Source organism: Paenarthrobacter sp. NPDC089714 (assembly GCF_044748905.1).
Classification (GTDB): Bacteria; Actinomycetota; Actinomycetes; order Actinomycetales; family Micrococcaceae; genus Arthrobacter.
Genome location: NZ_JBIVGX010000010.1, coordinates 119821 through 142439 on the forward strand (window position 1 = coordinate 119821; position 22619 = coordinate 142439).

Here is a 22619-nt window from a genome sequence, read left to right on the forward strand (position 1 = left end):
ACAACACATTCTGTATAGTGATGTTTGGGATGCAACGTCGGTCCCCCACTCAACGCAGAGAAACGGAGCAGCTCATGGCATTGCCCTCTGAGGAAACAGCCCAGACCATTCGCTACGGCCTCATCGGCGCCGGCCACATGGCCCGCGAACATGTGCGAAACCTCGCTTTGATTCCAGGAAGCCGCATTACCGCGGTCTCCGATCCCACGCGCTCCTCCCTCGAAGAGACGTCACGCGAAATTGGCTACGACGTGAAGACGTACTCCTCGCACCAGGACCTGCTGGCATCGGGGCTGGTGGATGCCCTTGTGATCGCGAGTCCGAACGACACGCACTTGGGAATCCTGAAGGACATCTTCGCCAGCGGCACCAACCTGCCGGTCCTGGTGGAGAAGCCGGTGTGCACCAGTGCGGAGCAGGCTGACGAGCTGGAAGTGCTGGCCGCCTCGTACCCGGCCCCGGTGTGGGTTGCCATGGAGTACCGCTACATGCCGCCCGTGCAGGAGATCATCCAGGCCGCACACGGTGGCAAGCTCGGCACCATCCACATGCTCTCGATCGTCGAACACCGCTTCCCGTTCCTGCACAAGGTGGACGCCTGGAACCGGTTCGCCGAGCGCACCGGCGGCACCCTGGTGGAAAAGTGCTGCCACTTCTTCGACCTGATGCGCCTGATCCTGCAGGACGAACCCACCCGCGTCTACGCCAGCGGCGGGCACGACGTGAACCACCTCGACGAGGTCTATGACGGGCGAATCTCCGACATGGTGGACAACGCCTACGTGATCGTCGATTTCAAGGGCGGAAGCCGGGCCATGCTGGAACTGTCCATGTTTGCTGAGGGGTCCAAGTTCCAGGAACGCATCTCGATTGTGGGGGACGAAGCCAAGATCGAAACCCTCATTCCGGTGGCCGCCAACCACTGGATCGAAGGCGACGAAACTGAAGCCACCGTCGAGTTCAGTCCGCGCTCGCCGCTGGGTCCGGAAAAGCACGACGTTCCGGTGGACGAGGCAGTCCTTGCCGCAGGGGCGCACCACGGTTCCACCTACTACGAGCACCTCGGCTACCGGAAGGCCATACTGGGTGAGGGGCCGGTGGATGTGACGGTGGCGGACGGCCTTCAATCCGTCAGGATGGGCCTTGCAGCCGAGCGGTCCATTGTGGAAGGACGCGCCATTGAACTCCAGGCACCGATGGTTGGCGCCCGGAAGTAAGTAGGATTGTGTTGGAATTGCAACACTTTGCGACACCCTGGAACGTCCAAGGACATGAGAGGAAAGGGGAGGCCATGAGCATCGCACGGGAAGAGGCGCCGCTGACGCCGCGTCAGCGCACCATTCTGGACGAGCTCGGCCGAAGGGGATTCCTTTCCACGGCGGATTTGGCCGGGACGTTCGACGTCTCGGACATGACAGTCCGCCGCGACACCCGGGCGCTGTCCAAGCTGGGGCTGGTCAAGGTGGTGCATGGCGGGGTAAGCGCGGTCGAAGGACACGGACAAAACGCTGACTTCGCGGCGCGGGCCCGCGAAGATGCCGACGCCAAGCAGCGTGTTGCCAAGGCCTGTGTGGACATGGTGGCCGAACGTGACGCCATCATCCTTGACGCAGGAACCACCACCTACCAGATCGCACAGGAACTGCCGGCGTCCTTCATGGGCACGATCATCACCCATTCGGCACCGGCCATACAGCGGTGCCTGCAACTGACGTCCGCGCGGACCATTTGCCTGGGTGGCGAACTGCTGCTGGACAGCCAGGCGTTCAACGGTCCCATGACCGTCAGTGCCGCCCAAGGCCTGCGTGCCAAGACCGCCTTCATCGGCGTCAGCGGGATCCATGATGAAGCGTTCTACATTGAACGTGATGTTGAACGGGCCACGAAGCTTGCGCTCATGGCATCGGCCGAGCAGGTGGTGGTGGTGGCCACGCACCAGAAAATGCTGCGGTATGCGCTGGCCAAACTGGCCGTATTTGATGCGGTCGACGTCTTGGTGACGGACGCGCCGCCGCCACAGGAAATTGAGGCCGCGCTGAAAGCGGCCGACGTGAAACTGATCGTGGCGGCCTGACCGCACCGCAGCGGCCCTGACTGCTGGAGCCAAAGGCTCCTGTTTACCCACTGACCGTCAGTTGTCCACTGACCGTCAGTTGTCCACTGACCTTCAGTGTCAGAAATCAGACTAAACCTTGGTGGAATTCGATCATCGGGAGTGAAGTCCACAACGGGCCCCCTTTGGTGGCCCCAAAATCATTGAGGAGATGCACATGACGTGGCTGAACAGCGCCGCTCACGCACGTTGGCTCGAAGCAGAAACGGATCGGCTCGTTAACTTCGCAGCCGGTTCAAAGGTTGCCACAGGATTCGGTTGGCTGGACAACTACGGCAAGGTGGACGCGGGCAAGCCGACCCACCTCTGGATCACTGCCCGCATGGTCCACAGTTTCGCAGTTGCAGCCTTGATGGGACGGCCAGGCGCGGCATCCCTGGTGGACCACGGCATTGCCGCGCTCAACGGAGTATTCCGGGACAGTGAGCATGGCGGTTGGTACGCCGAGGTGGACCAAAACGGGCCCGTGAACGACGCTAAGTCCGGCTACCAGCACTCGTTCGTGCTCCTGGCAGCAGCCAGCGCTGTGGCTGCCCGGCGGCCTGGCGCGCAGGAGCTGCTCGACGAAGCCTTGCACATAGCCGACACCAAGTTTTGGGACCATGAAGCCAACATGTGCTTCGACTCCTGGAACCGCGACTTCACGGAAACCGAGGCTTACCGTGGCGGAAACGCCAGCATGCACTCCGTGGAGGCCTACCTCATTGTTGCTGACGTAACGGGCGAGAACCGCTGGATCGAACGTGCCCTGCACATCGCCGAAGTGCTCATCCATCAGTTCGCGCGGAACAACAACTACCGCGTTTTCGAGCACTTCGACCCGGAATGGAATCCGATTCCGGAGTACAACACAGACGACCGCGCAAGCCAGTTCCGGGCCTACGGCGGAACGCCTGGCCACTGGGTGGAATGGGCGCGCTTGCTCCTGCACCTCCGCGCCGGCCTTGAGGCCCGGGGCCTGCAGGCCCCGTCCTGGCTGACGGAGGACGCCCGGGGCCTGTTCGACGCCGCCATCCGCGATGCCTGGGAGCCGGACGGCCATCCCGGGTTCGTGTACTCCGTGGACTGGGAGGGCAAGCCCGTTGTCACGTCCCGCATCCGGTGGGTGCCGGTGGAGGCGATCGGCGGTGCTGCCGCGCTGTACATGGCCACCGGAGATGAGAGCTACGCGGACTGGTACGAGCGGATCTGGGACCACGCCCGCGACTGGTTCATCGACTACGAGCATGGCTCCTGGAAACAGGAACTGGACGAGCAAGGAAACGTGGCCTCGACCGTGTGGTCAGGCAAGGCAGATATCTATCACTTGTGGCACTGCCTCGTTGTTCCAAGGCTCCCACTGGCGCCTGGCCTGGCTCCGGCACTCGCGGCCGGGTTGCTGGACTCGCGCCTCCACTAAGCTGCTGCGTCAACCCCGGGCACGTGACATCAATACGGGGAAGGCGGACCGGGGGACCATTTTGACTTTCCCCTGCCATGGGACGACCTGCGCGGTAGGGCCGGGGTGCCAGGACTTGCCTGTCGCCCCGGCTGGGTGGGCTCCGGCTGGGTGGCGCCCTTATATTCTGTCTGTGGGCCCGTGACAGAAACCGAGGCTCCAACGAACCGAACGGAGCGCCCACGGTGTTGTTTGACGCATTGGAACGGCAGATCGTGGCCGCCCTCCAGATCGACCCGCGCTGCCCGTGGCGCAAGATGGCTGCGGTGTTGGGGGAAGCCGAGCGAACAGTTGCGCGCCGGGGCTCCCAACTCCTGGAGTCGGGAGCGGTTGCGGTGGTGGGCGTGCGGCCGAAGCCGGCAGCCGTGCTCTTCGAGATGCGGTGCATTCCTGGGACGGTGCGGACGGCTGCGAAAGCCCTGGCCCAGCGAAAAGACATCACATTCGTCTACACCACAACGGGCACCGGTGATTGCGTGGCCGAGATCATGACGGACCCCGGGCACATGGCCGACGTGCTCTCGGACGAACTTCCGTCCACCATCGGCCTCAGGGATTCAACCAGCTACCCGGTCCTGCGATACTTCCGCACTATCCGGGGGTGGCGGCCGGAAATCCTCAGCGCGGACCGGCCGAGGCACTGCGGTCACACCTCACCGTGGACTCGGGCATCCTGGAAGCCCAGAAGGAACTGAGCCGCCAGGACAACGAGATCGTGGAAGCCTTGTGCGCCGACGGCCGGATGAGCTTCGAGGCGCTGGGCCGTCGGGTGGGCGTCTCGGAAGCCACCGCCCGCCGCCGCAGCGAGTGGCTCCTCGCCAACAACCAGGTCCATTTGCGGGTGGTGATCGAACCGGCAGCTTTCGGCCTCGCCGTTGAAGCCCTGCTCTGGATCCGGGCCGCGCCACAGCACGTTGAACAACTGGGAAAGAGCCTCGCCGAACTCCCCATGGTCCGCTACGCCGCGGCCATAGCAGGCGACTACCAGGTGATCGCCGATGTCACCGTGGGGGATATGTCCGCCCTTTACCGGTTCATCACTGCTTCGGAGTGGGCACAGTACGCATCCGGCGTAGATGTCTCCATCCTGCTCGACGCCCAGAAGCGCGGTGGCCGCTTTATGCGGGCACCGTCGTAAGGGCCGGCACGTCAGCAGCGATAACGGGCGCGACGGCGGCGTACCCCGTCTGCTGCTCGAAGGCCCGGCCCCAGCGGAGCAACTGCATGTCCGTGTAGTGATTGCCGGCCAGCTGGAGTCCAATGGGCAAACCGGTCGAGCTGAAGCCCGCGGGCACGCTCAGCACCGGAAGGCCGGTTGCGGAAAGCACGCACGCCGAACGCATCCAGTCCAGATACGTTTCCGACGGTGTTCCGGCAACAGAGCCCGGGTACCGCAGCGTCGCATCGAATGGCAGGACTTGGGCGCAGGGACTCGCGAAGAGGTCATAGCGGCTGAAGAATGACTGAACTCCTGCTTCAAGCCGGGTCCGCGCAGCCGCGGTTTCGATCAGGTCCCGGGCCGTCAGCGCGAGTCCCTTGTTCACGTTCCAGTGCACCTCGGGCTTGATCACGTCCCCGGCCCTTTCCAGGAGCGGCCCCAGCCCTGCCGCGAAATCCATGGCCCGCGTATTGCCGAACACCAGGTCTGCTTCGCTGAAGTCCGGTGTGGCTTCCTCCACGATCGCCCCCAGTTCCTCGAAAACCCTGAGCTGCCGTTCCAGGTGCTCCAGGATTTCGGGTTCCACCGGCACGCCAATGCCAAAGTCCCGCGACCAGCCGATTCGCACGCCACGCATATCTGTTTCCAGCGAGGACCGGAACACCTCCGGCTCAAGCCCCGCCGGGTGGGGGACGCGCGGATCCGGACCGGCCGTGACGGACATGAACAAGGCAATGTCCTCCACGGTCCGTGCCATCGGCCCCGTCCGTCCCAGCCATGCGTAGGCGTTGACGTCGGACGGCATGGGGATCACCGCCGTCGACGGCCTGAAACCCACCACGTTGCAAAAAGACGCCGGGATGCGGAGCGAACCGCCCATGTCGCTGCCGTCACCGATGCTTTGGACGCGTGAAGCGACGACGGCGGCAACCCCGCCGCTGCTGCCGCCGGCGCTCAGGGTGGGCGCGTACGGATTGGTGGTGGTCCCGAAGAGGTCGTTGAAGGTGTGCGAGCCCGCGCCGAATTCCGGGACGTTTGACTTGCCTGTACTCACCACGCCGGCTGCCTTGAGCCGGGCAATGATGAGGTCGTCGGCGTCGGGCACATAGTCACGCAAGGCGAGGGAGCCTTGGGTGGTGCGCATCCCGGCAGTGTTGTTGGTGTCCTTGTGCGTCATGGGCAGGCCGTGCAATGGCGGCAGTTCGGCCCCGGCGGCTGTCAGCTGGTCGGCGTGGTGCGCCAGCGCCTGCGCGCCTTCGGGGTCCAGGGTCACCACGGCGTTGATCACCGGATTGACCTCCTCGATCCGGCCAAGATGAGCGGCAAGGGCCTCGCGGGCCGAGATTTCCTTCGTGCGGATTGCGGCGGTGAGTTCGACGGCGGACAGCTCGCCAATGGTCTCGGGCATGGTGCTCCTTTGCTGGATGGTCGCTGCCTGAAAGTGTGCCGAGTCACACTGAGCCAGTGGAAGCCCCGCGTGCTGCAAGGGTCCCGTTTGACCGTATCAGCCAACTAGATGGCTGATTCCGTCAGCTATTGTGTGTGATCCGGCTCATAGCGGAAGGTGTTCCTAACCCGCTGGCCGATCTGGTCGGTGGGCCTGGATTTGCCCCCTCAGCAGGAAACAGCCGCTACAACGTGGTTCGGATGTGAATGCGCGGGGCCCGCAACCGGAGGTTTCCATGCACCAACCCCTGGCACTTCAACCGCTCGCATCCAACAGTTCAACGGACATCCTTGCCATCGCCAACAACCCCGTCCTGTGGATCTGCGTGGCCGGTGTCTTCGGTGTCATCATCATCCAGTCCGTCATCTTCATGAAGGCGGCACGTCGTGCAGCTCCCTCGGTGGAGATGAGTGCACAGGACATCAAAACGTCTTTCCGCTCCGGGGCCGTCTCCGCGATCGGACCCTCCTTGGCAGTCTCGCTCGTGGCCATTGCGCTGCTTGGCCTGTTCGGAGCCCCGGCAGTCTTGTCCCGGATCGGCCTGATCGGTTCAGCTGCCTACGACGTCTCCGCTGCCGGAATCGCCGCCGGTTCCATGGGAGCCAAGCTCGGTGATGCCAGCTACACCCAAAGCGTCTTCGCCGTGGCCTTCTTCGCCATGAGCATCGGCGGGGCCATGTGGATGCTCGCAACCCTCATCCTCACTCCGGTGCTCCGCAAGGGCGACGCCAAGATCCGCTCCGTGAACCCGGCAGCGATGGCGATTGTTCCCGCCGCTGCGCTCATCGGTGCCTTCTCCTGCCTCGGCCTCACGGAACTTCCCAAGTCCAGCATCCACGTCCTGTCCTTCCTGGTCTCCGCCGCGGTCATGGGCCTCTGCTTGCTGCTCGCCAAGAAGCTCGGCAAGAGCTGGCTGCGCGAATGGGGCCTTGGCTTCTCCATCGTCATCGGCCTGGGCGCGGCTTTCCTCGCCGCCGGCGCCTGACCCCGCAAAGCACTGAGCACCTTTGAGTGAAGGGAACACCCTCATGACTTCCACAACTTCTGCCGCCATCACCCCCACCACCGGCACGGCCATGGCCGAGTTCAACCGCACCACGTCCCGCTGGGGCCAGATCACCATGATTGCCGGACTGTTGATCTCCGTGGCCGGTCCGCTGTACCTCGTTTTCGCGAGCGGACTGGACATCGGACCCGCCCAATTGTGGATTGCCTTCGCCGCAGTGGCCGCAACGTTCGGGATCATCTGGATCGTCGAACCGCTGACCTACTTCCCGATCCTGGGCCCGGCCGCCATGTACCAGGCCTTCATGATCGGCAATATCTCCAACAAGCTCCTCCCTGCCGCCCTCATCGCGCAGACCAACATCGGCGCAAAGCCGGGCAGCAAGCGCGCCGAGCTTGCCGCCGTCGTGGCTATCTGTGGTGCCGCCGTGGTCCACCTGACGTCGCTCGCGATCTTCGTGGGACTGCTGGGCAGCTGGCTGATCAGCGTCATTCCGCCGTCGGTGCTGACGGTCACGCGGCTGTACGTTCTGCCGACTGTCCTGGGCGCAGTGCTCGTGCAGGCCATCGTTTCCATGAAGCAGCCCCGCACCACCGTCTTCGCGCTCCTGGTGTCGGCCGTCGTCGTGTTCGTGGTCCTGCCGCTGGTGCCGTCACTCGCCATGGTGTCCACCGCCATCGCCGTGCTTGGCACCATCCTGCTGGCCTGGTTCTTCCGCGGAAAGCAGGTGGCGGCCGCCAAGCCCATCCACATCGAGTAGCCGAGCTGCACGGCAAACCCACAGAACGCACCAGAAAGAAGAACACCATGACGCAAACCGCCACCGCCCTGGAACTCGACAGCGAACAGACCACCAAGCTCCACGCCCTGTACCGCCGCCTCCACGCCCATCCCGAGCTCTCCATGCAGGAGCACGCCACCGCGCAACTCATCGAGGAACAACTCGACCGTTTGGGCGTGGAGCATTTCCGCTGCGGCGGCACCGGAGTGGTGGGTGTCCTGCGGAACGGGGAAGGACCGGTGGTCGCGTTCCGTGCCGATACCGACGGCCTGCCCATCGAGGAAGCCACCGGGCTGGAGTACGCCAGCACGGACAAAGGCATGCTGGACGGCGCAGAGGTTCCCGTGATGCACGGTTGCGGCCATGACACCCATGTGGCGAGCCTGCTGGGAGCCACCGAAATCCTCGTCGGAAACCGGGATGCGTGGTCCGGGACCCTGGTACTGATTTTCCAGCCCGGTGAAGAGACCGCGGCAGGCGCCTTGGCCATGCTCGACGACGGGCTGTGGGACAAAGCTCCGCGCCCGGACGTGGTGTTCGGGCAGCACGTCATGCCCCGCCCGGTGGGTACGGTGTCCATCTCAAGCGGCCCGGTCGCGGCCATGGCGGATTCGCTCAGGGTCACTGTCCACGGCCAGCAATCCCACGGTTCGCAGCCGCAGGACTCGATCGATCCCATCGTCATGGCGGCGCATATGGTCACGCGGCTGCAGACCATCGTGTCCCGCGAGCTGGACCCGCGGAAGTCCGCCGTCGTGACCGTCGGGACATTCCACGCCGGACTCAAGGAAAACATCATCCCGGCCTTGGCGGAGTTCACGCTCAACATCCGCACCTTCGACGAGGACGTCCGTGGCCAGGTCCTCGCCGCCGTCCGCCGCATCATCGCGGCCGAAGCTGCCGCGTCCGGTGCGCCCGCTCCTCAGATCGAGGAGCTGTACCGCTTCCCGCAGTGCTACAACGACCCCGACGCCGTTCCGTCCGTTCTTGAGGCATTGCGCGGTGCGCTGGGGGATGAGTCCGTGGAGGTCACCCCGCCGATGATGGGGAGCGAGGACTTCGGCCACCTGGGGACCGCGATCGGTGTGCCGTCCGTGTTCTGGATGTTCGGTGGTACCCCGGCGTCCGCCTTTGAAGGCCCCGTGCCGGTACCCGTGAACCATTCGCCCTTCTTCGCCCCCGAGTTGGAAGGCTCCTTGGCCGGCGGAGTCTCGGCCGCCGTCGCCGTCCTGCTGTCCCGCCTCAGCAACTGATATTGCTTTGGCAACTGATCTTCGAGGAATGTCCATGACTTCAGTACTCACCGAAACAACACCTGTCCTCCGGGACACCGGCGGTCCGCTCTCCGGCCGCCTCGTGGTGGACCTCAGCCGCGCACTCGCCGGCCCGCACGCCGCCATGATGATGGGCGACCTCGGTGCCCGGGTGATCAAGATCGAGAACCCTGGCACCGGAGACGATACCCGCGGGTGGGGGCCGCCGTTTGTGGGGCCCGAGGACGATCCGCAGGCCACGTATTTCTTGTCCTGCAACCGCAACAAGGAATCCCTCGCGCTGGACCTCAAGAGCGATGACGGCAGGGAGGTCCTCCGGCAGCTGCTGGAACGTGCCGACGTGGTGGTGGAAAACTTCCGTCCCGGAGTCCTGGAACGGCTCGGCTTCAGCACGGATGCCATGCACGCCATCAACCCCCGGCTGGTTATCCTGTCCATCACCGGTTTCGGCCATGACGGACCCGAATCCCACCGCAGCGGCTACGACCAGATCCTGCAGGGCGAAGCCGGGATCATGTCGCTTACAGGCTCCGGCCCCGACGATCCCCAACGCGTCGGGGTACCGATCGCCGATCTCCTGTCCGGCATGTACGGCGCCTACGGGGTGGTCGCGGCCCTGCTGGAACGCGAACGGACCGGGCAGGGGCAAGTGGTGCGGACTTCCTTGCTGGCGTCCCTCGTCGGGGTGCACGCGTTCCAGGGGACCAAGGTCACCGTGGCGGGGGAGTCGCCCGAAGCGCAGGGCAACCATCACCCTTCGATCGCGCCGTACGGCCTCTTCCGCTGCCGCAACGGGAGCGTGCAGATCAGTGTCGGCAGCGAGAAGCTCTGGGGAGCTTTTACGTCCACCTTTGGCCTTAATCCGTCGGCTGAGGGCCTCGCCAGTAATGCGGACCGGGTGCGGAACCGCTCCAAGGTCATCGGCGTCGTGGAAGCGGCCTTTGCGGGGTACGACGCCGAGCCGCTCCTCGCGAAGCTCGCCGACGCAGGCATTCCCGCGGGCAAGGTCCGGTCCCTGAAGGAAGTGTATGAGTGGCCCCAGGTGGCATCCCAGGGGTTGCTGGTGGACGTGGAACACCCGCTCCTTGGCTCGGTCACTTTGCCCGGCCCGCCGCTGCGCTTCTTCGACAACGCCTCCGGAGCCGAATCCACCCGCCGTGCCCACACGGCACCGCCGCTGCTCAACGAGCACGACACAAGCATTCGCGAGTGGCTGTCCACAGGGGAGGAGTACTGAATGACCGCCACGGCCACACGCCGCCGCCTCGGGGCGCGGGAACTGCTTGAGGAAACGCTCGACGCCGGTACTTTCGTTTCGTGGGACGCCCCGGCTCGTGGGGTGGTTGGCTCTGACTCTGCGTACGCCGCAGACCTGGTTGCCGCACGCGACAAGTCCGGCAGTGACGAATCGGTGCTCACCGGCGAGGGCCGGATACGGAACCACCGCGTCGCCGTCGTCGTCTCCGACTTCGCTTTCCTGGCCGGCTCCATCGGGCGGGATGCGGCACAAAGGCTCGTTGCCGCCGTCGAACGCGCAACCCACCTCGGCCTGCCGCTCGTGGCGATGCCCGCCTCCGGTGGCACCCGTATGCAGGAAGGAACCAGCGCGTTCCTTGCCATGGTGGAAATCGTGGCTGCAGTCCAGGCCCATCGGGACGCCGGGCTTCCTTACTTGGTCTATCTGAGGCACCCGACCACCGGGGGAGTCATGGCGTCCTGGGGCTCGCTGGGGCACGTCACCGCTGCCGAGCCGGGTGCCCTGCTGGGGTTCCTTGGCCCGCGGGTCTATTCAGCGCTCCACGGCGAAGAGTTCCCCAGCGGTGTCCAGACCGCCGAGAACCTGTTCGATCACGGGCTCGTGGACGCGGTGGTTCCGCCCAAGGGGCTCCACGACTACTTCGGCCGGGTGCTGGACCTGTTGCTGGCGCCCGGCGGTGTGGGAGCGGTTGCTGGGACGTTCGCTGCCGGCGTTGGCGCGGCCGGGGCGAACGATCCCGCCGCGCAGGTTCCCACCGCGCCGCTTCACCCGGCGGAGCTGCCGGCAGCGTGGGACTCGGTGCAACGTTCGAGGAACCCACTACGCCCTTCCACCGCGGGGTTATTGCAGCAAGCAGCGGGAAGCGTTGTGCTCCTGCGGGGCGCCGGAGACGGTGCCAAGGAGAACGGGATCCTGGTGGCCCTCGCAAGCTTCGGGGCCAAACCGTGCGTTGTGGTGGGGCACGATTCCGGGAGGTCCATGGGACCGGCTTCGTTGCGGGACGCCCGGCGGGGGATGCGGCTGGCGTCGGAACTCGGGCTTCCCCTGGTCACTGTCATCGACACTCCTGGTGCGGCGTTGTCCAAGGAAGCAGAGGAAGGCGGGCTCGCCGCCGAGATTGCACGGTCCCTGTACGACCTCCTTGGACTGTCCACCCCCACCTTGTCCGTGCTCCTCGGGCAGGGGACCGGCGGGGGAGCCTTGGCCCTCCTGCCCGCCGACCGGACCGTCGCCGCGCAACACGCGTGGCTCGCCCCCTTGCCACCCGAGGGTGCGTCGGCCATCGTCCACCGGACCACGTCGCAGGCCCCGGCGCTCGCAGAAAGCCAGGGCATCACGGCGGCTGCGCTCGCGGGCAGGGGAGTGGTGGACGTGGTAGTGGAAGAATGCCCCGATGCCGCTGCCGAGCCGGTGGAGTTCTGCCGACGCCTCGGTGACGTGATCGCCGTCGAACTCCAAGCGCTGGCAGGTCCGCGATCCCCGCGGCTGCAGGCCCGCCGTGCAAGGTATCGTGCCCTGGTCTCGTAGCCCCCACACAACGGGAGCTGAGTCCCGCCGTCGGGCGTTTTCCGCTAGTGGCTGCCCGGGGTCTCGCCGTCTTCGAAGATCCTCGAAGCAGGGCCTACGATCAGTGCATCGGGTGTGCCCACCAGTTCCACGTCCTTGCCGGTGTAATCGAAGCGGTTGAGGACGTGCCGCATTGCTTCGAGGCGTGCGCGCTTCTTGTCATTGCTCTTCACCACCGTCCACGGCGCCCAGTCCGTGTCCGTTTCGAGGAACATGGCTTCTTTCGCGGCAGTGTACGAACCCCACTTGTCCAGCGACGCCAAGTCCATGGGGGAGAGCTTCCACTGCCGGACTGGATCTACCTGCCGGATGGTGAACCGTGTCAGTTGCTCGGTGCGGGAGACAGAGAACCAAAACTTGACCACGTCAATGCCGTCGTCCACCAACAGCTTCTCGAAAATGGGTGCTTGGTGGAGGAAGTTCTCGTATTGCTCCTCGGTACAGAAGGACATCACGCGCTCCACGCCAGCCCGGTTGTACCAAGACCGGTCGAACATGACCATCTCGCCGGCCGCAGGCAGGTGCGAGACATAGCGCTGGAAGTACCACTGGGACTGTTCGCGCTCACTGGGCTTCTCCAAGGCGACTATCCGGGCACCACGGGGATTCAGGTGCTCGGTGAAACGCTTGATGGTGCCGCCCTTGCCTGCGGCGTCCCGGCCCTCGAAAACCATCACAACCCGGCGACCCGTGGACTTGACCCACTTCTGCAGCTTGAGGAGTTCGATCTGGAGCAGCCGCTTCTCCGACTCGTACGTTTCACGGTCCAGGCGGGCCGCATAGGGGTAGCCCTCGCGCCAGGTATCCACCAGCACGCCGTCGGGGCCGAGCAACACGGGATCATCGTCGTCATCGTCCAGGACCGAGAAGCCGTGGAGGTTGGAGCCAAGAGCAGTCATGGCCAGAACGTAGCGCCGGGAAGTTAACGTACCGTGAATACAGGAAGTCACCGCGGCCGAACGCCCCAAAGCGTCCGGCCGCGGTGACCCATGCGTCGTTAGGCGCTTGTCACGTCCTGTACCTCGCCCACGAGTTCTTCGATGATGTCCTCGAGGAACAGCATGCCGGTGGTGGCACCTTCGGCATTGAAGACGCGGGCAACGTGGGCTCCGCTCCTGCGCATGGACGCCAGGGCATCTTCAAGTTCGCTGCCTACATAAACGGAAGCCAGGCGACGGATGCGTTTTTCCGGTACCGGACTGCTGAACTTCTCCGGCGTGGTCAGGTCCATGACGTCCTTGAGGTGGAGGTAGCCGGAAGGCTGCCTGTCCGTGTCCGTCAGGATGTACCGGGAGTAGCCGTGCTCAGCAACCGTCCGCTGGATGTCCGCCGGCGATGACGTGGCCGGCAGAAGCACCATCTCGGCGATCGGAACCTCCACGTCGGCCACGGTCTTTGCCGTGAACTCGAAGGCGGCAGTCAGTGTTCCGCTGGTGTCATTGAGTGTTCCAACCCGCGTGGACTGCTCCACGATGGTTGCCACTTCGTCCAAGGTGTAGGCGCTGGTCGCCTCGTCCTTGGGTTCCACGCGGAACAGCCGAAGGATGGAGTTAGCGATCCCGTTCAGCGTCCAGATCACAGGCTTGAACACCTTGGCCACCAAGACCAGGGGAGGCGCCAGGATCAGGGCAGCACGGGTCGGCACGGAAAACGAAATGTTCTTGGGGACCATTTCGCCCACCACAACGTGCAGGAAGGTCACCAGCAGGAGCGCGACGGCAAAGGCAATGATGCTGATTGCCTCGGCCGGCAGGGACGTAAGCCCCAAGGGAACTTCCAGCAGGTGGTGGATGGCCGGTTCGGACACATTGAGGATCACCAGCGAACATACCGTGATGCCCAACTGGCTCGTCGCCAGCATCAGGGTGGCGTGTTCCATGGCCCACAGTGTGGTTTTGGCGGCCTTGCTGCCGGCCTCGGCCTTGGGCTCGATCTGGGAACGCCGGGCGGAGATCACGGCAAACTCGGCGCCAACGAAGAACCCGTTCACCACCAGCAGGATCACCAGCCAGATGATTCCGGGAAGATACTCACTCATGGCCAAGCTCCTCGGAAATCTTGTCGATGATCTGGTCGTGGGTGCTGGTTGTGTCCGCGTCGGGATCCGGTGTGAAGCGGATACGTCCCAGCTGGGGGCCGGCTACCCGTTCCACACGCAGCACGCCGTCGGAGATGGCCACCTCGTCACCGAGCTCGGGAACGCGGTCCAGCTGGTCGGACATGAAGCCTGCCACAGTGTCGTACTCCTCGCCTTCGGGCACCACAATGCCGGTCCGGTCCAGCAACTCGTCCGGCCGCAGGGATGCGTCGAAGGTCACCGAACGGCCGCTGCGGACCACCCCGGCCCTGGCACGGTCGTGTTCGTCCTCGAGTTCGCCCACGATTTCCTCCACGAGGTCCTCAAGGGTGACAATCCCCGCCGTTCCGCCGTGTTCGTCGGAGACAATGGCCACTTGCAGGCCTTGCTTGCGCAGGAGGACCAGGAGTGCATCCACGTCCTTGGACTCCGGGACGTACAACGGCTCGGTCATGAGGGAAGTAGCGGTAACGGATCCACGTTCTTCCAGCGGCACCGCGAAGGCCTGCTTGACGTGGAGGACTCCCTGAACGTCGTCACGGTCGCGTCCGATCACCGGGAACCGCGAGAACCCGGTGGCCGATGCCAGCTCCACGATCTCCGCGGCCGTGTGATCGGAATCCACGGCTACCATGCGGATACGGGGCGTCATCACGTCTCCGGCCGTATGCTCCGAAAAGCGCAGGGTCCGGTTCAGCAACTCGGCATGGTCGCGGTCCAGGACGCCTTCCAACGCTGAGCGCCGCACCAAGGAGGTCAGCTCCTCCGCGGATCTGGCACCCGAAAGTTCCTCCTTGGGCTCAATGCCGAAGGAACGGATGATGCGGTTGGCTGTGTTGTTGAAGAGCAGGATTGCCGGTTTGAACACTGTGGTGAAGAGGGCCTGGAAGGGGACTACTACCTTTGCGGTAGCCAGCGGCAAGGCCAAGGCGAAGTTCTTGGGAACCAGTTCTCCGATCACCATGGAGAAGATGGTGGCCAGGAAAATACCTGCCACCGCACCGACGCCGGGAATGAAGGCCTCGGGCAGCCCGGCCGATTGCAGCGGGCCGCGGAGCATGCTGCTGATGGCCGGTTCAAAGGTATAGCCGGTGAGCAGGGTGGTGAGGGTGATGCCGAGCTGTGCACCGGAGAGGTGCGTCGACGTGATTTTCAGGGCGTTGATGGTCGGCCCCAGCCGCTTTTCGCCGCGGGCTTGGCGGGCTTCGAGTTCAGTGCGGTCCAGATTGACCAGCGCAAACTCGGAAGCGACGAAGAATCCTGTGCCGACAGTGAGGACAAGGCCTATGCCGAGCATGATCCATTCATACATTCGGGCGCCCCTCTCCCGTGTGGACCGGCAATCCGGTCAGGGGGCAGAGGGGCCTGGGCATATGTGAAGGAGGGTCATCCATAGTGGGCCAAGTCTACGGGGTGGTCGCCCAAGTCCGGATATTTGTGCGCCGCAGGCTGAAACGGGAACCCACTGGGGGCTCCGGACGTTGACGAGCGGATACCCCTAACGCGGAAACAGGGAACCCCCGGAAATCCGAAGATTTCCAGGGGTTCCCAACCGAGCTTCCTATCAGAATCGAACTGATGACCTTTTCATTACGAGTGAAACGCTCTACCGACTGAGCTAAGGAAGCACCGCGACTTTCTACCGGTTTCCCGGCCGATCACGCAAGACATAACTGTAATAGAGGCACGGCGCCCGGGTCAAAACGACGGCGGTGGCGGCCGTTGCGGGGATGTTCACCCGGGCGTCGGGCCGGGTTCAAGCCGCCTTTCCCCTGCCGCCGGAAGCTGGGGAATCAACTGTTGCCGGGGCCGTCCGGCACGCAATACTCGCCGAGGGAGCCGCGCAATGACTGGGGACGCATTGACCAGGGATACCAACCACACGCCCAACAGGTTGCGGCTCGCGGTGGTGGACATGGTGGGGACCACCATCACGGACGACGGCCGGACCGAGCGGGCCATGTCCCGGGCGTTGGCCGAACACGGAGTGGAGCCCGGCAGCACCCGCTTTGAGAGCATGCTCGGCTATGCGCGGGACACCATGGGCTTCTCCAAGCGAACGGTCTTCAGCCACCTTTTCGAGGACACGGTGGTTGCCGAAAGTGCCAACAAGACGTTCGAGCTGGTGTACGACGAATTGATCGACGACGGCGGCGTCCGTGCCATTCCGGGGGCGGAGGACGCCATCCATTGGATGCGCGAATCAGGAATGCATGTATGCCTCGCCACGGGCTTTGGCCGGCACACCCAGAACATGGTCCTGGAATCCCTGGGCTGGATGGGCTTGGCCGACCTCAGTCTGTGCCCGGCCGACGCCGGACGTGGCCGTCCCTACCCGGACATGATCCTCACCGCTGTGCTTGCCCTGGACCTGGACGACGTCCGGGAAGTGGCGGTGGTTGGAGACACGAGCTCGGACATGTTGTCCGGGGTCCGCTCCGGAGCCTCACTCATGGCCGGCGTGCTGACCGGTTCGCACTCGGAAGCGACCCTCCGGGCAGCCGGCGCCACCGAAGTGGTTGACTCCATCAAGCAGTTGCCCCTGCTGCTGGAGAAGCACGAGGCCCGGCACTTCTAGGGCCGGGCCAAAGCTAGCACTTCAGCCCGTCCTGCGGCTGCTTCCCGTCGATGAAGTAATCGTCAACTGCGTTGCTGACGCACGAGTTGGAGCGGCCGTAGGCGGTGTGCCCTTCGCCTTCCCACGTAATAAGGGAGGCGTTCCCGAGCTGCTTCCGCAGGGACTGCGCCCATGCCAGCGGGGTGGCGGGATCCCCGGTGGTGCCGATGACGACGATCGACGCCGAGCCCGTGTAATCCACCGCTGCGGGAGTTCGCGTGGCCTTGTACGGCCAGTCCTTGCAGCTCACGCCGCCGTAGGCGAAGAATTCACCGAACGTGGGTGAGTCCTGCTTCAGGCGGGCTTCCTCGGCCCGCATCCCGGCGGTGTCGGTGACCATGGGATAGTCCAGGCAGTTGATGGCCGTGAAGGCGAAGTTCGAGTTGGAGCTGTAGGTGCCGTTCTGCTCCCGGTCAGCGCCGAGATCGGCAATCCGCAGCATCTGGGAAACATCTCCGGAGAAGGCGCTGGCCAGGGCCTGGGTCAGGGCAGGCCAGCTTTGGTCATCGTAGAGCGGCAGGATGAGCCCGTTGACGAATTCGTTGCCCGTCACGAGTCGCCCGTCCTTGGCTGTCTGGGGATTGTCGTCCACAGCCTGGATGAGGTCGCGGATCTCCTGGACACCGTTGTCCACGTTTCCGCTGAGCGGGCAGTCCTTTTGGTTCAGGCAGTCGGAAACATAGGAACGGATGGCTTTCTCGAAGGCTACGGCTTGCCCTGAGGTGAGGTCTTCGTTGCTGAGCGACGGATCCACGGCCCCGTCCAGCACCAGGCGTCCGACATTGTCCGGGAAGAGGGCTGCGTACGTGGAGCCGAGGAACGTTCCATAGGAGTAGCCGAGGTAGTTGAGCTTGGCATCGTTGACCACGGCGCGGAGGACATCGAGGTCCTTGGCGGCGCTGACGGTGTCGATGTGTTCCAGCACGGGGCCGGTCTGCTGCACGCACTGTTGGATCACGGACTTGTCGAAGGCCAGGGCAGCTGCAAGTCCCTCGTCCGTGTTCTCCTTGAAGACCTTTTCCCGTGCGGCATCCCGCTCAGCGTCCGAGGACATGCAGGTGACGGGAGCCGAGCGCTTGACGCCGCGGGGGTCGAAGCCCACCATGTCGTAGTTTGACCGCAGTTTCTGCGTGAAGTGCGTCTTTCCGCCGTCCCGGACGAAGTCGACGCCGGAACCGCCGGGTCCGCCGGGATTGACCAGGATAGTGCCCTTCTTGTTTCCGCTGCTGGAGAGCTTGATCGCGGAGAGTTCGATGTCCCCGCCGGAAGGGTTCCCGTAGTCGAGCGGGACCTTGACGGTGGCGCACTGGAAGCCGCTCTCACAACCCTTCCACTCCACACCCTGCGAGTAGTACTTTTCCAGTCCCTTCGGAGCCGACGCGGCGATGGAAGGATCAACCGTGCTCGTGGATGGCTTGGCGGTGGGAGTGGGCATGAACGGAAGCGAGCACGCACTGAGGACCAGCAATGAAACGAGCGTGAGGCAGAGCGCTGCGAGCCCCCGGCGGCGGCGTGCGGACTTCATGGATTCTCCTATTGCTGGATCAGGCTCGTCGCCATGGACTCCACTGCCAAGAGCGGTGCCACGTTGGTGGTGGTGATGCGGACCCGTGCTTTGTTGATGGCGTCCATCCGGGCAAGGGTGGTCTCCGGCGCGGACTGGCGCGCGTATTCTTCAAGATCGCCCCTGAGTTCAACGTTGACCAACTCCACTGCGTTCCCGAGCTGGATGATCAAGACGTCCCTGTAAAAGGACAGCAGGTCTGTCAGCGTCCTGTCCAACGAGTCGGTCACGGACCGCTTGGCACGGCGCTTCTGGTCGTCCTCGAGTTGCCTGACCTGGCTGCGCATGGACGGCGGGAGGGTTCCGGATTCAGGGGCTCCAAGGCTGGCCAACAGGGCAACCTTCTCCGCAGCATCCCGTTCGTCATTGGAACTGTTGGCCTCGTCCGTGGCGATCTTGACCAGTTTCTCGGCCATCATCACCGCCGCTGTGACGCCGCGCAGGCCCAGCGGGATCCGGACAGTTTCCAGCCGGCGTTCCCTGGCGTCGGCGTCGCGAGCCAAACGGCGTGCGATTCCAATGTGGCTCTGTGCTGCCCGGGCGGCCCGTTCAGCCAACTGCGGGTCGATGCCATCGCGGCGAACAAGAAGGTCTGCGACGTCGGAAGCCGGCGGCAGGCGCAGGGTGACCGGACGGCATCGGGACCGGATGGTGACCAGTACGTCCGCGGGGGAGGGCGCGCACAGCATCCAGATGGTCCGCGGCGTGGGTTCCTCGATGGCCTTGAGCAGGACGTTGGTGGTCCGTTCGGCCATGCGGTCCGCGTCCTCCACCACGATGATCCGCCACCGGCCCGTGGACGGCCTGTCTCCCGCTTTGGAGACGAGTTCCCGTGCTTCGTCAATGGTGATGGTGACTTTCTCGGTGCGCACGAACGTCACGTCGGAATGGGTTTCGCCAAGGATCGTGTGGCAGGCGGGGCATTCGCCGCAGCCGCGAAGGGCCACGTCGTCCTGCTCGCAGTTCAACGCAGCGGCGAAGGCCTTGGCCGCGTTGGAACGACCGGAGCCGGGTGGACCGGTGAAGAGCCAGGCATGGGTGAGTCCCGCTTCGCCTTCCGCAGCCTGTTTCAGCTGCGCAACAACCGGAGCCTGCCCCTGGAGGTCGTCCCAAACGCTCACTGGGGAACCCGCCCACCAAGCAACGCCTCGACACGTTCCAGGATCCGGGAAGCCAACGTCTCAATATCCAAGGATGCGGGCAACACGAGATAACTGGACGGCGACGCGGTGGCCAGGTCCAGGAACGCGTGGCGGATGGCCGAATGGAAATCGTCGGGCTCGGACTCCAGCCGGTCTTCTGTGGCCTCGCCGGCAGTGCGCCGCTGGCGCCCGTCTGAAGGATCGACGTCGAGCAGTACTGTCAGGTCCGGCTGCAGGCTTTCGGTGGCCCACTCGTTAAGGGAGCGGACCTGCTCGGCGCCGAGGCCCCGGCCCGCGCCCTGGTAGGCAACGGAGGAGTCGATGTAGCGGTCCGTAATGACCACCGTGCCCGCTGCCAGGGCGGGGCGGATCACTTGGCTGGCGTGAGCCGCACGGGCAGCGGCGAACATCAGTGCCTCAGTGCGGGCGTCGATGGTCCCGTGGCCGTGCTCAAGGACAAGGGAGCGCAGTTTTTCGCCGATGGGGGTTCCGCCGGGTTCGCGGGTTCGCAGGACGGTCAGCCCCCGGGATTCAAGGGCGTCGAAGAGCCGTGCGGCCTGGGTGGACTTGCCCGCTCCGTCCCCGCCTTCGAAGGCAATGAACAGGCCAGGACTCTGAATACTCACCTGCCTAGCCTACCGAGCGGGTGCAAACGTAACGGCTTTCATCCACACCCGTGCCCCCGACTACCCTGAAACCATGAGCCTTTCCGAAGAGCACGCGGCAGCTTTGTCCCCGGAAACCCTTGTGGTGGCTGCAGGCCGTCCCGAACGCAAGCACGATGAGCCGGTCAATCCGCCCATCGTCTTGTCCTCCACATACTTCGGAACGGGTCCGTTGAGCGACGGCGACCGCGGCTACGGGCGCTACGCCAACCCCACCTGGGACCCCTTCGAGGAGGCCTTGGCCAAGCTCGAAGGCGCCGGGCTTCCCGGACTGCTCTACGGTTCCGGACTGGCCGCCGTGAGTTCGGTGCTTTCCCTGGTTCCCGCCGGAGGCGTGGTGGTGATGCCATCGCACAGCTACTCGGGCTCGCTGGTGATGGCTTCCGAGCTCGCGGACAAGGGCTTCATTGAACTGCGCACAGTGGACATCGCGGACACGGAGGCGGTCAAAGCCCTCATCAGCCCCGAGGAAGGCCGGAAGGCAGACCTGCTGTGGCTCGAAAGCCCCACCAACCCCATGCTGGGTATCGCCGATGTCCGTGCCCTGGCGGAAGCCGCGCACGCTGCCGGCGCGCTTGTCGTCACGGACAATACGTTCTCAACGCCTCTGGTGCAGCAGCCGCTGGCCCTGGGTTCCGACGTCGTTCTCCACTCGGTGACCAAGTACCTGGCCGGCCACTCGGACGTGGTCCTCGGCGCTTTGGTGACCTCCAATCCGGAGCTGCGGGCCGCGCTGCTCCATCACCGGATCATCCACGGCGGCATCGCGGGCCCGTTCGAAGCGTGGTTGGCCCTCCGTGGACTGCGGACGCTGGCCCTGCGCATCGAGCGTTCGCAAGCGTCCGCCGCTGTCCTCGCGGAGCGTCTCAGCACCCACCCGAGGGTGGAAGCCATCCGGTATCCGGGCCTCGCCACGGATCCCGGCCACCAGCGGGCCACGGAGCAGATGAAGGGCTTTGGTTCCATCCTCTGCATCCAGATTGCCGGCGACGACTCCCGCAGCGGCGCCGAAGCCGCCGACCAGCTGGTGCGCGCGTTGCAGCTCTGGCTCCCCGCTACGTCCTTGGGCGGCGTCGAGTCGCTGATTGAACGCCGACGCCGGCACACGGCCGAGCCGCTCAGCGTCCCGGAGAACCTGGTCCGGTTGAGCGTGGGCATTGAGAACGTCGAGGACCTTTGGTCCGACCTCGAGCAAGCGCTGAAGTCGCTGGACAGCTAGGCTAAAGGGCGTGGACGGAAAATTCTTGATCGCCATTGTCACCAACGCGGTCTACTTCATCTTGGGACTGGTGGCCCTGGCCCTGGAAATCTGGGCCTTTGTCGATTGCCTGCGTCACCGCCCGGCGCTGTTCGTGGCTGCCTCCAAGCGCACCAAGACGTTCTGGACCGCGCTGACTGGTGTCGCTTTCGCCATCGGCGCCCTGACCGTGCTCAGCGGCGGCAGCGGCCTGGGCCTCTTCGGCATCGCGGCAGTCACGGCTGCCTCCGTGTATCTCGCCGACGTCCGCCCCGCAGTCCGCGAGGCCGGCAGTGGCGGCAACCGCAACGTGGGCCCGTACGGCCCCTGGTAAACGCCGCCCAGCACCAAACTAGAGCGGCGCCACGGCTTCCCACGCCACAGTCACTTCACCCAAACGCCACCGCGACGGTCCATCCTGAAGCGGCCATCCGGCGTCGAGCAGTGAGCGGCACATGGCGGTCCACCGCTGCCGGTTCCCGAACGATGCCAGCGGTGCCGCCTCCAACCAGGCGCGGTCCATGGCCTGCAGGAACGTGTGCACCGGCTCTCCCTGGACGTTCCGGTGGATCAGGGCTTTGGGCAGCCGCTCGGCCACCTCAGACGGCAGCTCGAAACTGCCGAAGCGCACGGACAGGCTCAGGCTCAGCGGACGTTCCTGATCGAGCGCCACCCAGGTCACCCGGCGGCCGATTTCGTCGCAGGTGCCATCGATGAACAGGCCGCCCGGAGCAAGCCGGGACTGGACCAGTCCCCAGATTGCCGGCACGTCGGTCTCCTCATACTGGCGCAGCACGTTGAATGCGCGCACCAGGACGGGTTTGCCGGGCACGGGAATCTCGAAGCCACCCACGTGGAAACTCAGCCCTGGTCGTTCCAACGGTTTGGCGTTCCGCACGCGTTCGGGCTCTATTTCGATCCCGCAGACCCTTACATCGGGACGGACGGCTTGCAGCCGTTCAAAAAGTTCGACGGCGGTGGCCGGCGAGGCGCCGTAGCCCAGGTCCACCACCAAAGGCTCGACGGCGGCGCGCAGGCGCCACGCTTGCGGCCCGGCAAGCCACCTGTCCAAGCGGCGCATGCGGTTGGGATTCGTGGTGCCGCGGGTGATATTGCCAACCGGCTTTCCGCTCCTGTTGCGGGGAGAGTCCACCCGTTCAGCCTTTTGCACCACGGCCCCCACTTTATCGCCTGCCCTGCTCCGCACCCTTTGCCGCGCTTCGCTGCCCTGACGTGCCGCACCCTTTGCCGCCACACGCACCCCTGACCACTGGT

General features: G+C 64.9%; 21 protein-coding genes and 1 tRNA gene. 13 read left to right on the forward strand and 9 right to left on the reverse strand.

What is annotated here, in order from left to right; translation table 11 throughout:
• Nucleotides 1-74 precede the first annotated feature (74 nt).
• From ACIPY3_RS16835 to ACIPY3_RS16855, 5 genes are all read left to right on the forward strand, one after another.
• On the forward strand, nucleotides 75-1217 hold the full coding sequence (locus ACIPY3_RS16835; RefSeq protein WP_400335971.1) for a Gfo/Idh/MocA family protein: 1143 nt from the start codon (nucleotides 75-77) through the stop codon (nucleotides 1215-1217).
• Between the two features lie 74 nt (nucleotides 1218-1291).
• Entirely contained in the window at nucleotides 1292-2074 is a 783-nt protein-coding gene (locus tag ACIPY3_RS16840) for a DeoR/GlpR family DNA-binding transcription regulator (RefSeq protein ID WP_400335973.1), read from the forward strand.
• A 196-nt stretch (nucleotides 2075-2270) separates the two neighbouring features.
• Complete coding sequence (locus tag ACIPY3_RS16845) at nucleotides 2271-3512, forward strand: AGE family epimerase/isomerase (RefSeq protein WP_400335976.1); 1242 nt, start codon at nucleotides 2271-2273, stop codon at nucleotides 3510-3512.
• A 224-nt stretch (nucleotides 3513-3736) separates the two neighbouring features.
• Nucleotides 3737-4246, forward strand: a complete 510-nt coding sequence (locus ACIPY3_RS16850) for an Lrp/AsnC family transcriptional regulator (RefSeq protein WP_400335979.1) — start codon at nucleotides 3737-3739, stop codon at nucleotides 4244-4246.
• Nucleotides 4153-4689 (forward strand): Lrp/AsnC family transcriptional regulator, encoded by a 537-nt coding sequence (locus ACIPY3_RS16855; protein ID WP_400335981.1) that lies wholly within the window; start codon nucleotides 4153-4155, stop codon nucleotides 4687-4689. The genes ACIPY3_RS16850 and ACIPY3_RS16855 overlap by 94 nt, the downstream gene beginning before the upstream one ends.
• On the opposite strand, the gene ACIPY3_RS16860 is transcribed toward ACIPY3_RS16855, so the two are convergent.
• The gene (locus ACIPY3_RS16860; RefSeq protein WP_400335983.1) at nucleotides 4670-6118 is read right to left on the reverse strand and encodes an amidase; all 1449 of its coding nucleotides are present in this window, start codon (nucleotides 6116-6118) and stop codon (nucleotides 4670-4672) included. The genes ACIPY3_RS16855 and ACIPY3_RS16860 overlap by 20 nt on opposite strands.
• Nucleotides 6119-6392: 274 nt before the next feature.
• Here ACIPY3_RS16860 and ACIPY3_RS16865 point away from each other — a divergent pair, with 274 nt between their 5' ends.
• From ACIPY3_RS16865 to ACIPY3_RS16885, 5 genes are read left to right on the forward strand one after another with little or no spacing between them, the layout of a single operon-like run.
• On the forward strand, nucleotides 6393-7142 hold the full coding sequence (locus tag ACIPY3_RS16865; protein WP_400335985.1) for a DUF5058 family protein: 750 nt from the start codon (nucleotides 6393-6395) through the stop codon (nucleotides 7140-7142).
• Nucleotides 7143-7185: 43 nt separating this feature from the next.
• Nucleotides 7186-7923, forward strand: coding sequence for a hypothetical protein (locus ACIPY3_RS16870; RefSeq protein ID WP_400335987.1), 738 nt, complete (start codon nucleotides 7186-7188; stop codon nucleotides 7921-7923).
• A 47-nt stretch (nucleotides 7924-7970) separates the two neighbouring features.
• On the forward strand, nucleotides 7971-9197 hold the full coding sequence (locus tag ACIPY3_RS16875) for an amidohydrolase (protein ID WP_400335989.1): 1227 nt from the start codon (nucleotides 7971-7973) through the stop codon (nucleotides 9195-9197).
• Between the two features lie 34 nt (nucleotides 9198-9231).
• On the forward strand, nucleotides 9232-10455 hold the full coding sequence (locus ACIPY3_RS16880; RefSeq protein WP_400335991.1) for a CaiB/BaiF CoA transferase family protein: 1224 nt from the start codon (nucleotides 9232-9234) through the stop codon (nucleotides 10453-10455).
• A complete protein-coding gene (locus tag ACIPY3_RS16885) occupies nucleotides 10456-12003 on the forward strand; it encodes a carboxyl transferase domain-containing protein (protein ID WP_400335993.1) in 1548 nt (515 codons plus the stop codon).
• Nucleotides 12004-12047: 44 nt separating this feature from the next.
• On the opposite strand, the gene ppk2 is transcribed toward ACIPY3_RS16885, so the two are convergent.
• The 4 genes from ppk2 to ACIPY3_RS16905 all read right to left on the reverse strand — a co-directional run bounded on the left by ppk2 (nucleotide 12048) and on the right by ACIPY3_RS16905 (nucleotide 15747).
• Nucleotides 12048-12941: a polyphosphate kinase 2 gene (ppk2, locus tag ACIPY3_RS16890; RefSeq protein ID WP_193594428.1), complete on the reverse strand. Its 894-nt coding sequence runs from the start codon at nucleotides 12939-12941 to the stop codon at nucleotides 12048-12050.
• A 98-nt stretch (nucleotides 12942-13039) separates the two neighbouring features.
• Nucleotides 13040-14080: a hemolysin family protein gene (locus ACIPY3_RS16895; RefSeq protein WP_400335995.1), complete on the reverse strand. Its 1041-nt coding sequence runs from the start codon at nucleotides 14078-14080 to the stop codon at nucleotides 13040-13042.
• Nucleotides 14073-15431 carry a hemolysin family protein gene (locus ACIPY3_RS16900; protein WP_400335996.1) on the reverse strand — a complete coding sequence of 453 codons (1359 nt, stop codon included), beginning with the start codon at nucleotides 15429-15431 and terminating at the stop codon, nucleotides 14073-14075. The genes ACIPY3_RS16895 and ACIPY3_RS16900 overlap by 8 nt, the downstream gene beginning before the upstream one ends.
• 243 nt (nucleotides 15432-15674) lie before the next feature.
• Nucleotides 15675-15747 (reverse strand) — tRNA-Thr (locus ACIPY3_RS16905).
• A 218-nt stretch (nucleotides 15748-15965) separates the two neighbouring features.
• On the opposite strand from ACIPY3_RS16905, the gene ACIPY3_RS16910 reads away from it, so the two are divergent.
• On the forward strand, nucleotides 15966-16697 hold the full coding sequence (locus ACIPY3_RS16910; RefSeq protein ID WP_400335998.1) for an HAD family hydrolase: 732 nt from the start codon (nucleotides 15966-15968) through the stop codon (nucleotides 16695-16697).
• 13 nt (nucleotides 16698-16710) lie between these two features.
• On the opposite strand, the gene ACIPY3_RS16915 is transcribed toward ACIPY3_RS16910, so the two are convergent.
• From ACIPY3_RS16915 to tmk, 3 genes are read right to left on the reverse strand one after another with little or no spacing between them, the layout of a single operon-like run.
• Nucleotides 16711-18261 carry an alpha/beta hydrolase gene (locus tag ACIPY3_RS16915; protein ID WP_400336000.1) on the reverse strand — a complete coding sequence of 517 codons (1551 nt, stop codon included), beginning with the start codon at nucleotides 18259-18261 and terminating at the stop codon, nucleotides 16711-16713.
• Between the two features lie 8 nt (nucleotides 18262-18269).
• Complete coding sequence (locus ACIPY3_RS16920; RefSeq protein ID WP_400336002.1) at nucleotides 18270-19421, reverse strand: DNA polymerase III subunit delta'; 1152 nt, start codon at nucleotides 19419-19421, stop codon at nucleotides 18270-18272.
• On the reverse strand, nucleotides 19418-20068 hold the full coding sequence (gene tmk / locus ACIPY3_RS16925) for a dTMP kinase (RefSeq protein WP_400336004.1): 651 nt from the start codon (nucleotides 20066-20068) through the stop codon (nucleotides 19418-19420). The genes ACIPY3_RS16920 and tmk overlap by 4 nt, the downstream gene beginning before the upstream one ends.
• 73 nt (nucleotides 20069-20141) lie before the next feature.
• Between tmk and ACIPY3_RS16930 the strand changes: the two genes are divergently transcribed.
• Together ACIPY3_RS16930 and ACIPY3_RS16935 are read left to right on the forward strand one after the other, a co-directional pair.
• Complete coding sequence (locus tag ACIPY3_RS16930) at nucleotides 20142-21326, forward strand: trans-sulfuration enzyme family protein (RefSeq protein WP_400336006.1); 1185 nt, start codon at nucleotides 20142-20144, stop codon at nucleotides 21324-21326.
• A gap of 10 nt (nucleotides 21327-21336) precedes the next feature.
• Nucleotides 21337-21678 (forward strand): DUF2516 family protein, encoded by a 342-nt coding sequence (locus ACIPY3_RS16935; RefSeq protein ID WP_397326069.1) that lies wholly within the window; start codon nucleotides 21337-21339, stop codon nucleotides 21676-21678.
• Between the two features lie 18 nt (nucleotides 21679-21696).
• Here ACIPY3_RS16935 and ACIPY3_RS16940 read toward each other — a convergent pair whose 3' ends face one another.
• Nucleotides 21697-22518, reverse strand: a complete 822-nt coding sequence (locus ACIPY3_RS16940; RefSeq protein WP_400336007.1) for a class I SAM-dependent methyltransferase — start codon at nucleotides 22516-22518, stop codon at nucleotides 21697-21699.
• Between the last annotated feature and the right edge of the window lie 101 nt (nucleotides 22519-22619).

Bases quoted from the DNA above. Each gene is read 5' to 3' on its own strand.
- ACIPY3_RS16835 (WP_400335971.1), top strand. From the start codon at position 75: ATGGCATTGCCCTCTGAGGAAACAGCCCAGACCATTCGCTACGGCCTC.
- ACIPY3_RS16840 (WP_400335973.1), top strand. From the start codon at position 1,292: ATGAGCATCGCACGGGAAGAGGCGCCGCTGACGCCGCGTCAGCGCACC.
- ACIPY3_RS16845 (WP_400335976.1), top strand. From the start codon at position 2,271: ATGACGTGGCTGAACAGCGCCGCTCACGCACGTTGGCTCGAAGCAGAA.
- ACIPY3_RS16860 (WP_400335983.1), bottom strand. From the start codon at position 6,118: ATGCCCGAGACCATTGGCGAGCTGTCCGCCGTCGAACTCACCGCCGCA.
- ACIPY3_RS16865 (WP_400335985.1), top strand. From the start codon at position 6,393: ATGCACCAACCCCTGGCACTTCAACCGCTCGCATCCAACAGTTCAACG.
- ACIPY3_RS16870 (WP_400335987.1), top strand. From the start codon at position 7,186: ATGACTTCCACAACTTCTGCCGCCATCACCCCCACCACCGGCACGGCC.
- ACIPY3_RS16875 (WP_400335989.1), top strand. From the start codon at position 7,971: ATGACGCAAACCGCCACCGCCCTGGAACTCGACAGCGAACAGACCACC.
- ACIPY3_RS16880 (WP_400335991.1), top strand. From the start codon at position 9,232: ATGACTTCAGTACTCACCGAAACAACACCTGTCCTCCGGGACACCGGC.
- ACIPY3_RS16885 (WP_400335993.1), top strand. From the start codon at position 10,456: ATGACCGCCACGGCCACACGCCGCCGCCTCGGGGCGCGGGAACTGCTT.
- ppk2 (WP_193594428.1), bottom strand. From the start codon at position 12,941: ATGACTGCTCTTGGCTCCAACCTCCACGGCTTCTCGGTCCTGGACGAT.
- ACIPY3_RS16895 (WP_400335995.1), bottom strand. From the start codon at position 14,080: ATGAGTGAGTATCTTCCCGGAATCATCTGGCTGGTGATCCTGCTGGTG.
- ACIPY3_RS16900 (WP_400335996.1), bottom strand. From the start codon at position 15,431: ATGTATGAATGGATCATGCTCGGCATAGGCCTTGTCCTCACTGTCGGC.
- ACIPY3_RS16910 (WP_400335998.1), top strand. From the start codon at position 15,966: ATGACTGGGGACGCATTGACCAGGGATACCAACCACACGCCCAACAGG.
- ACIPY3_RS16915 (WP_400336000.1), bottom strand. From the start codon at position 18,261: ATGAAGTCCGCACGCCGCCGCCGGGGGCTCGCAGCGCTCTGCCTCACG.
- ACIPY3_RS16930 (WP_400336006.1), top strand. From the start codon at position 20,142: ATGAGCCTTTCCGAAGAGCACGCGGCAGCTTTGTCCCCGGAAACCCTT.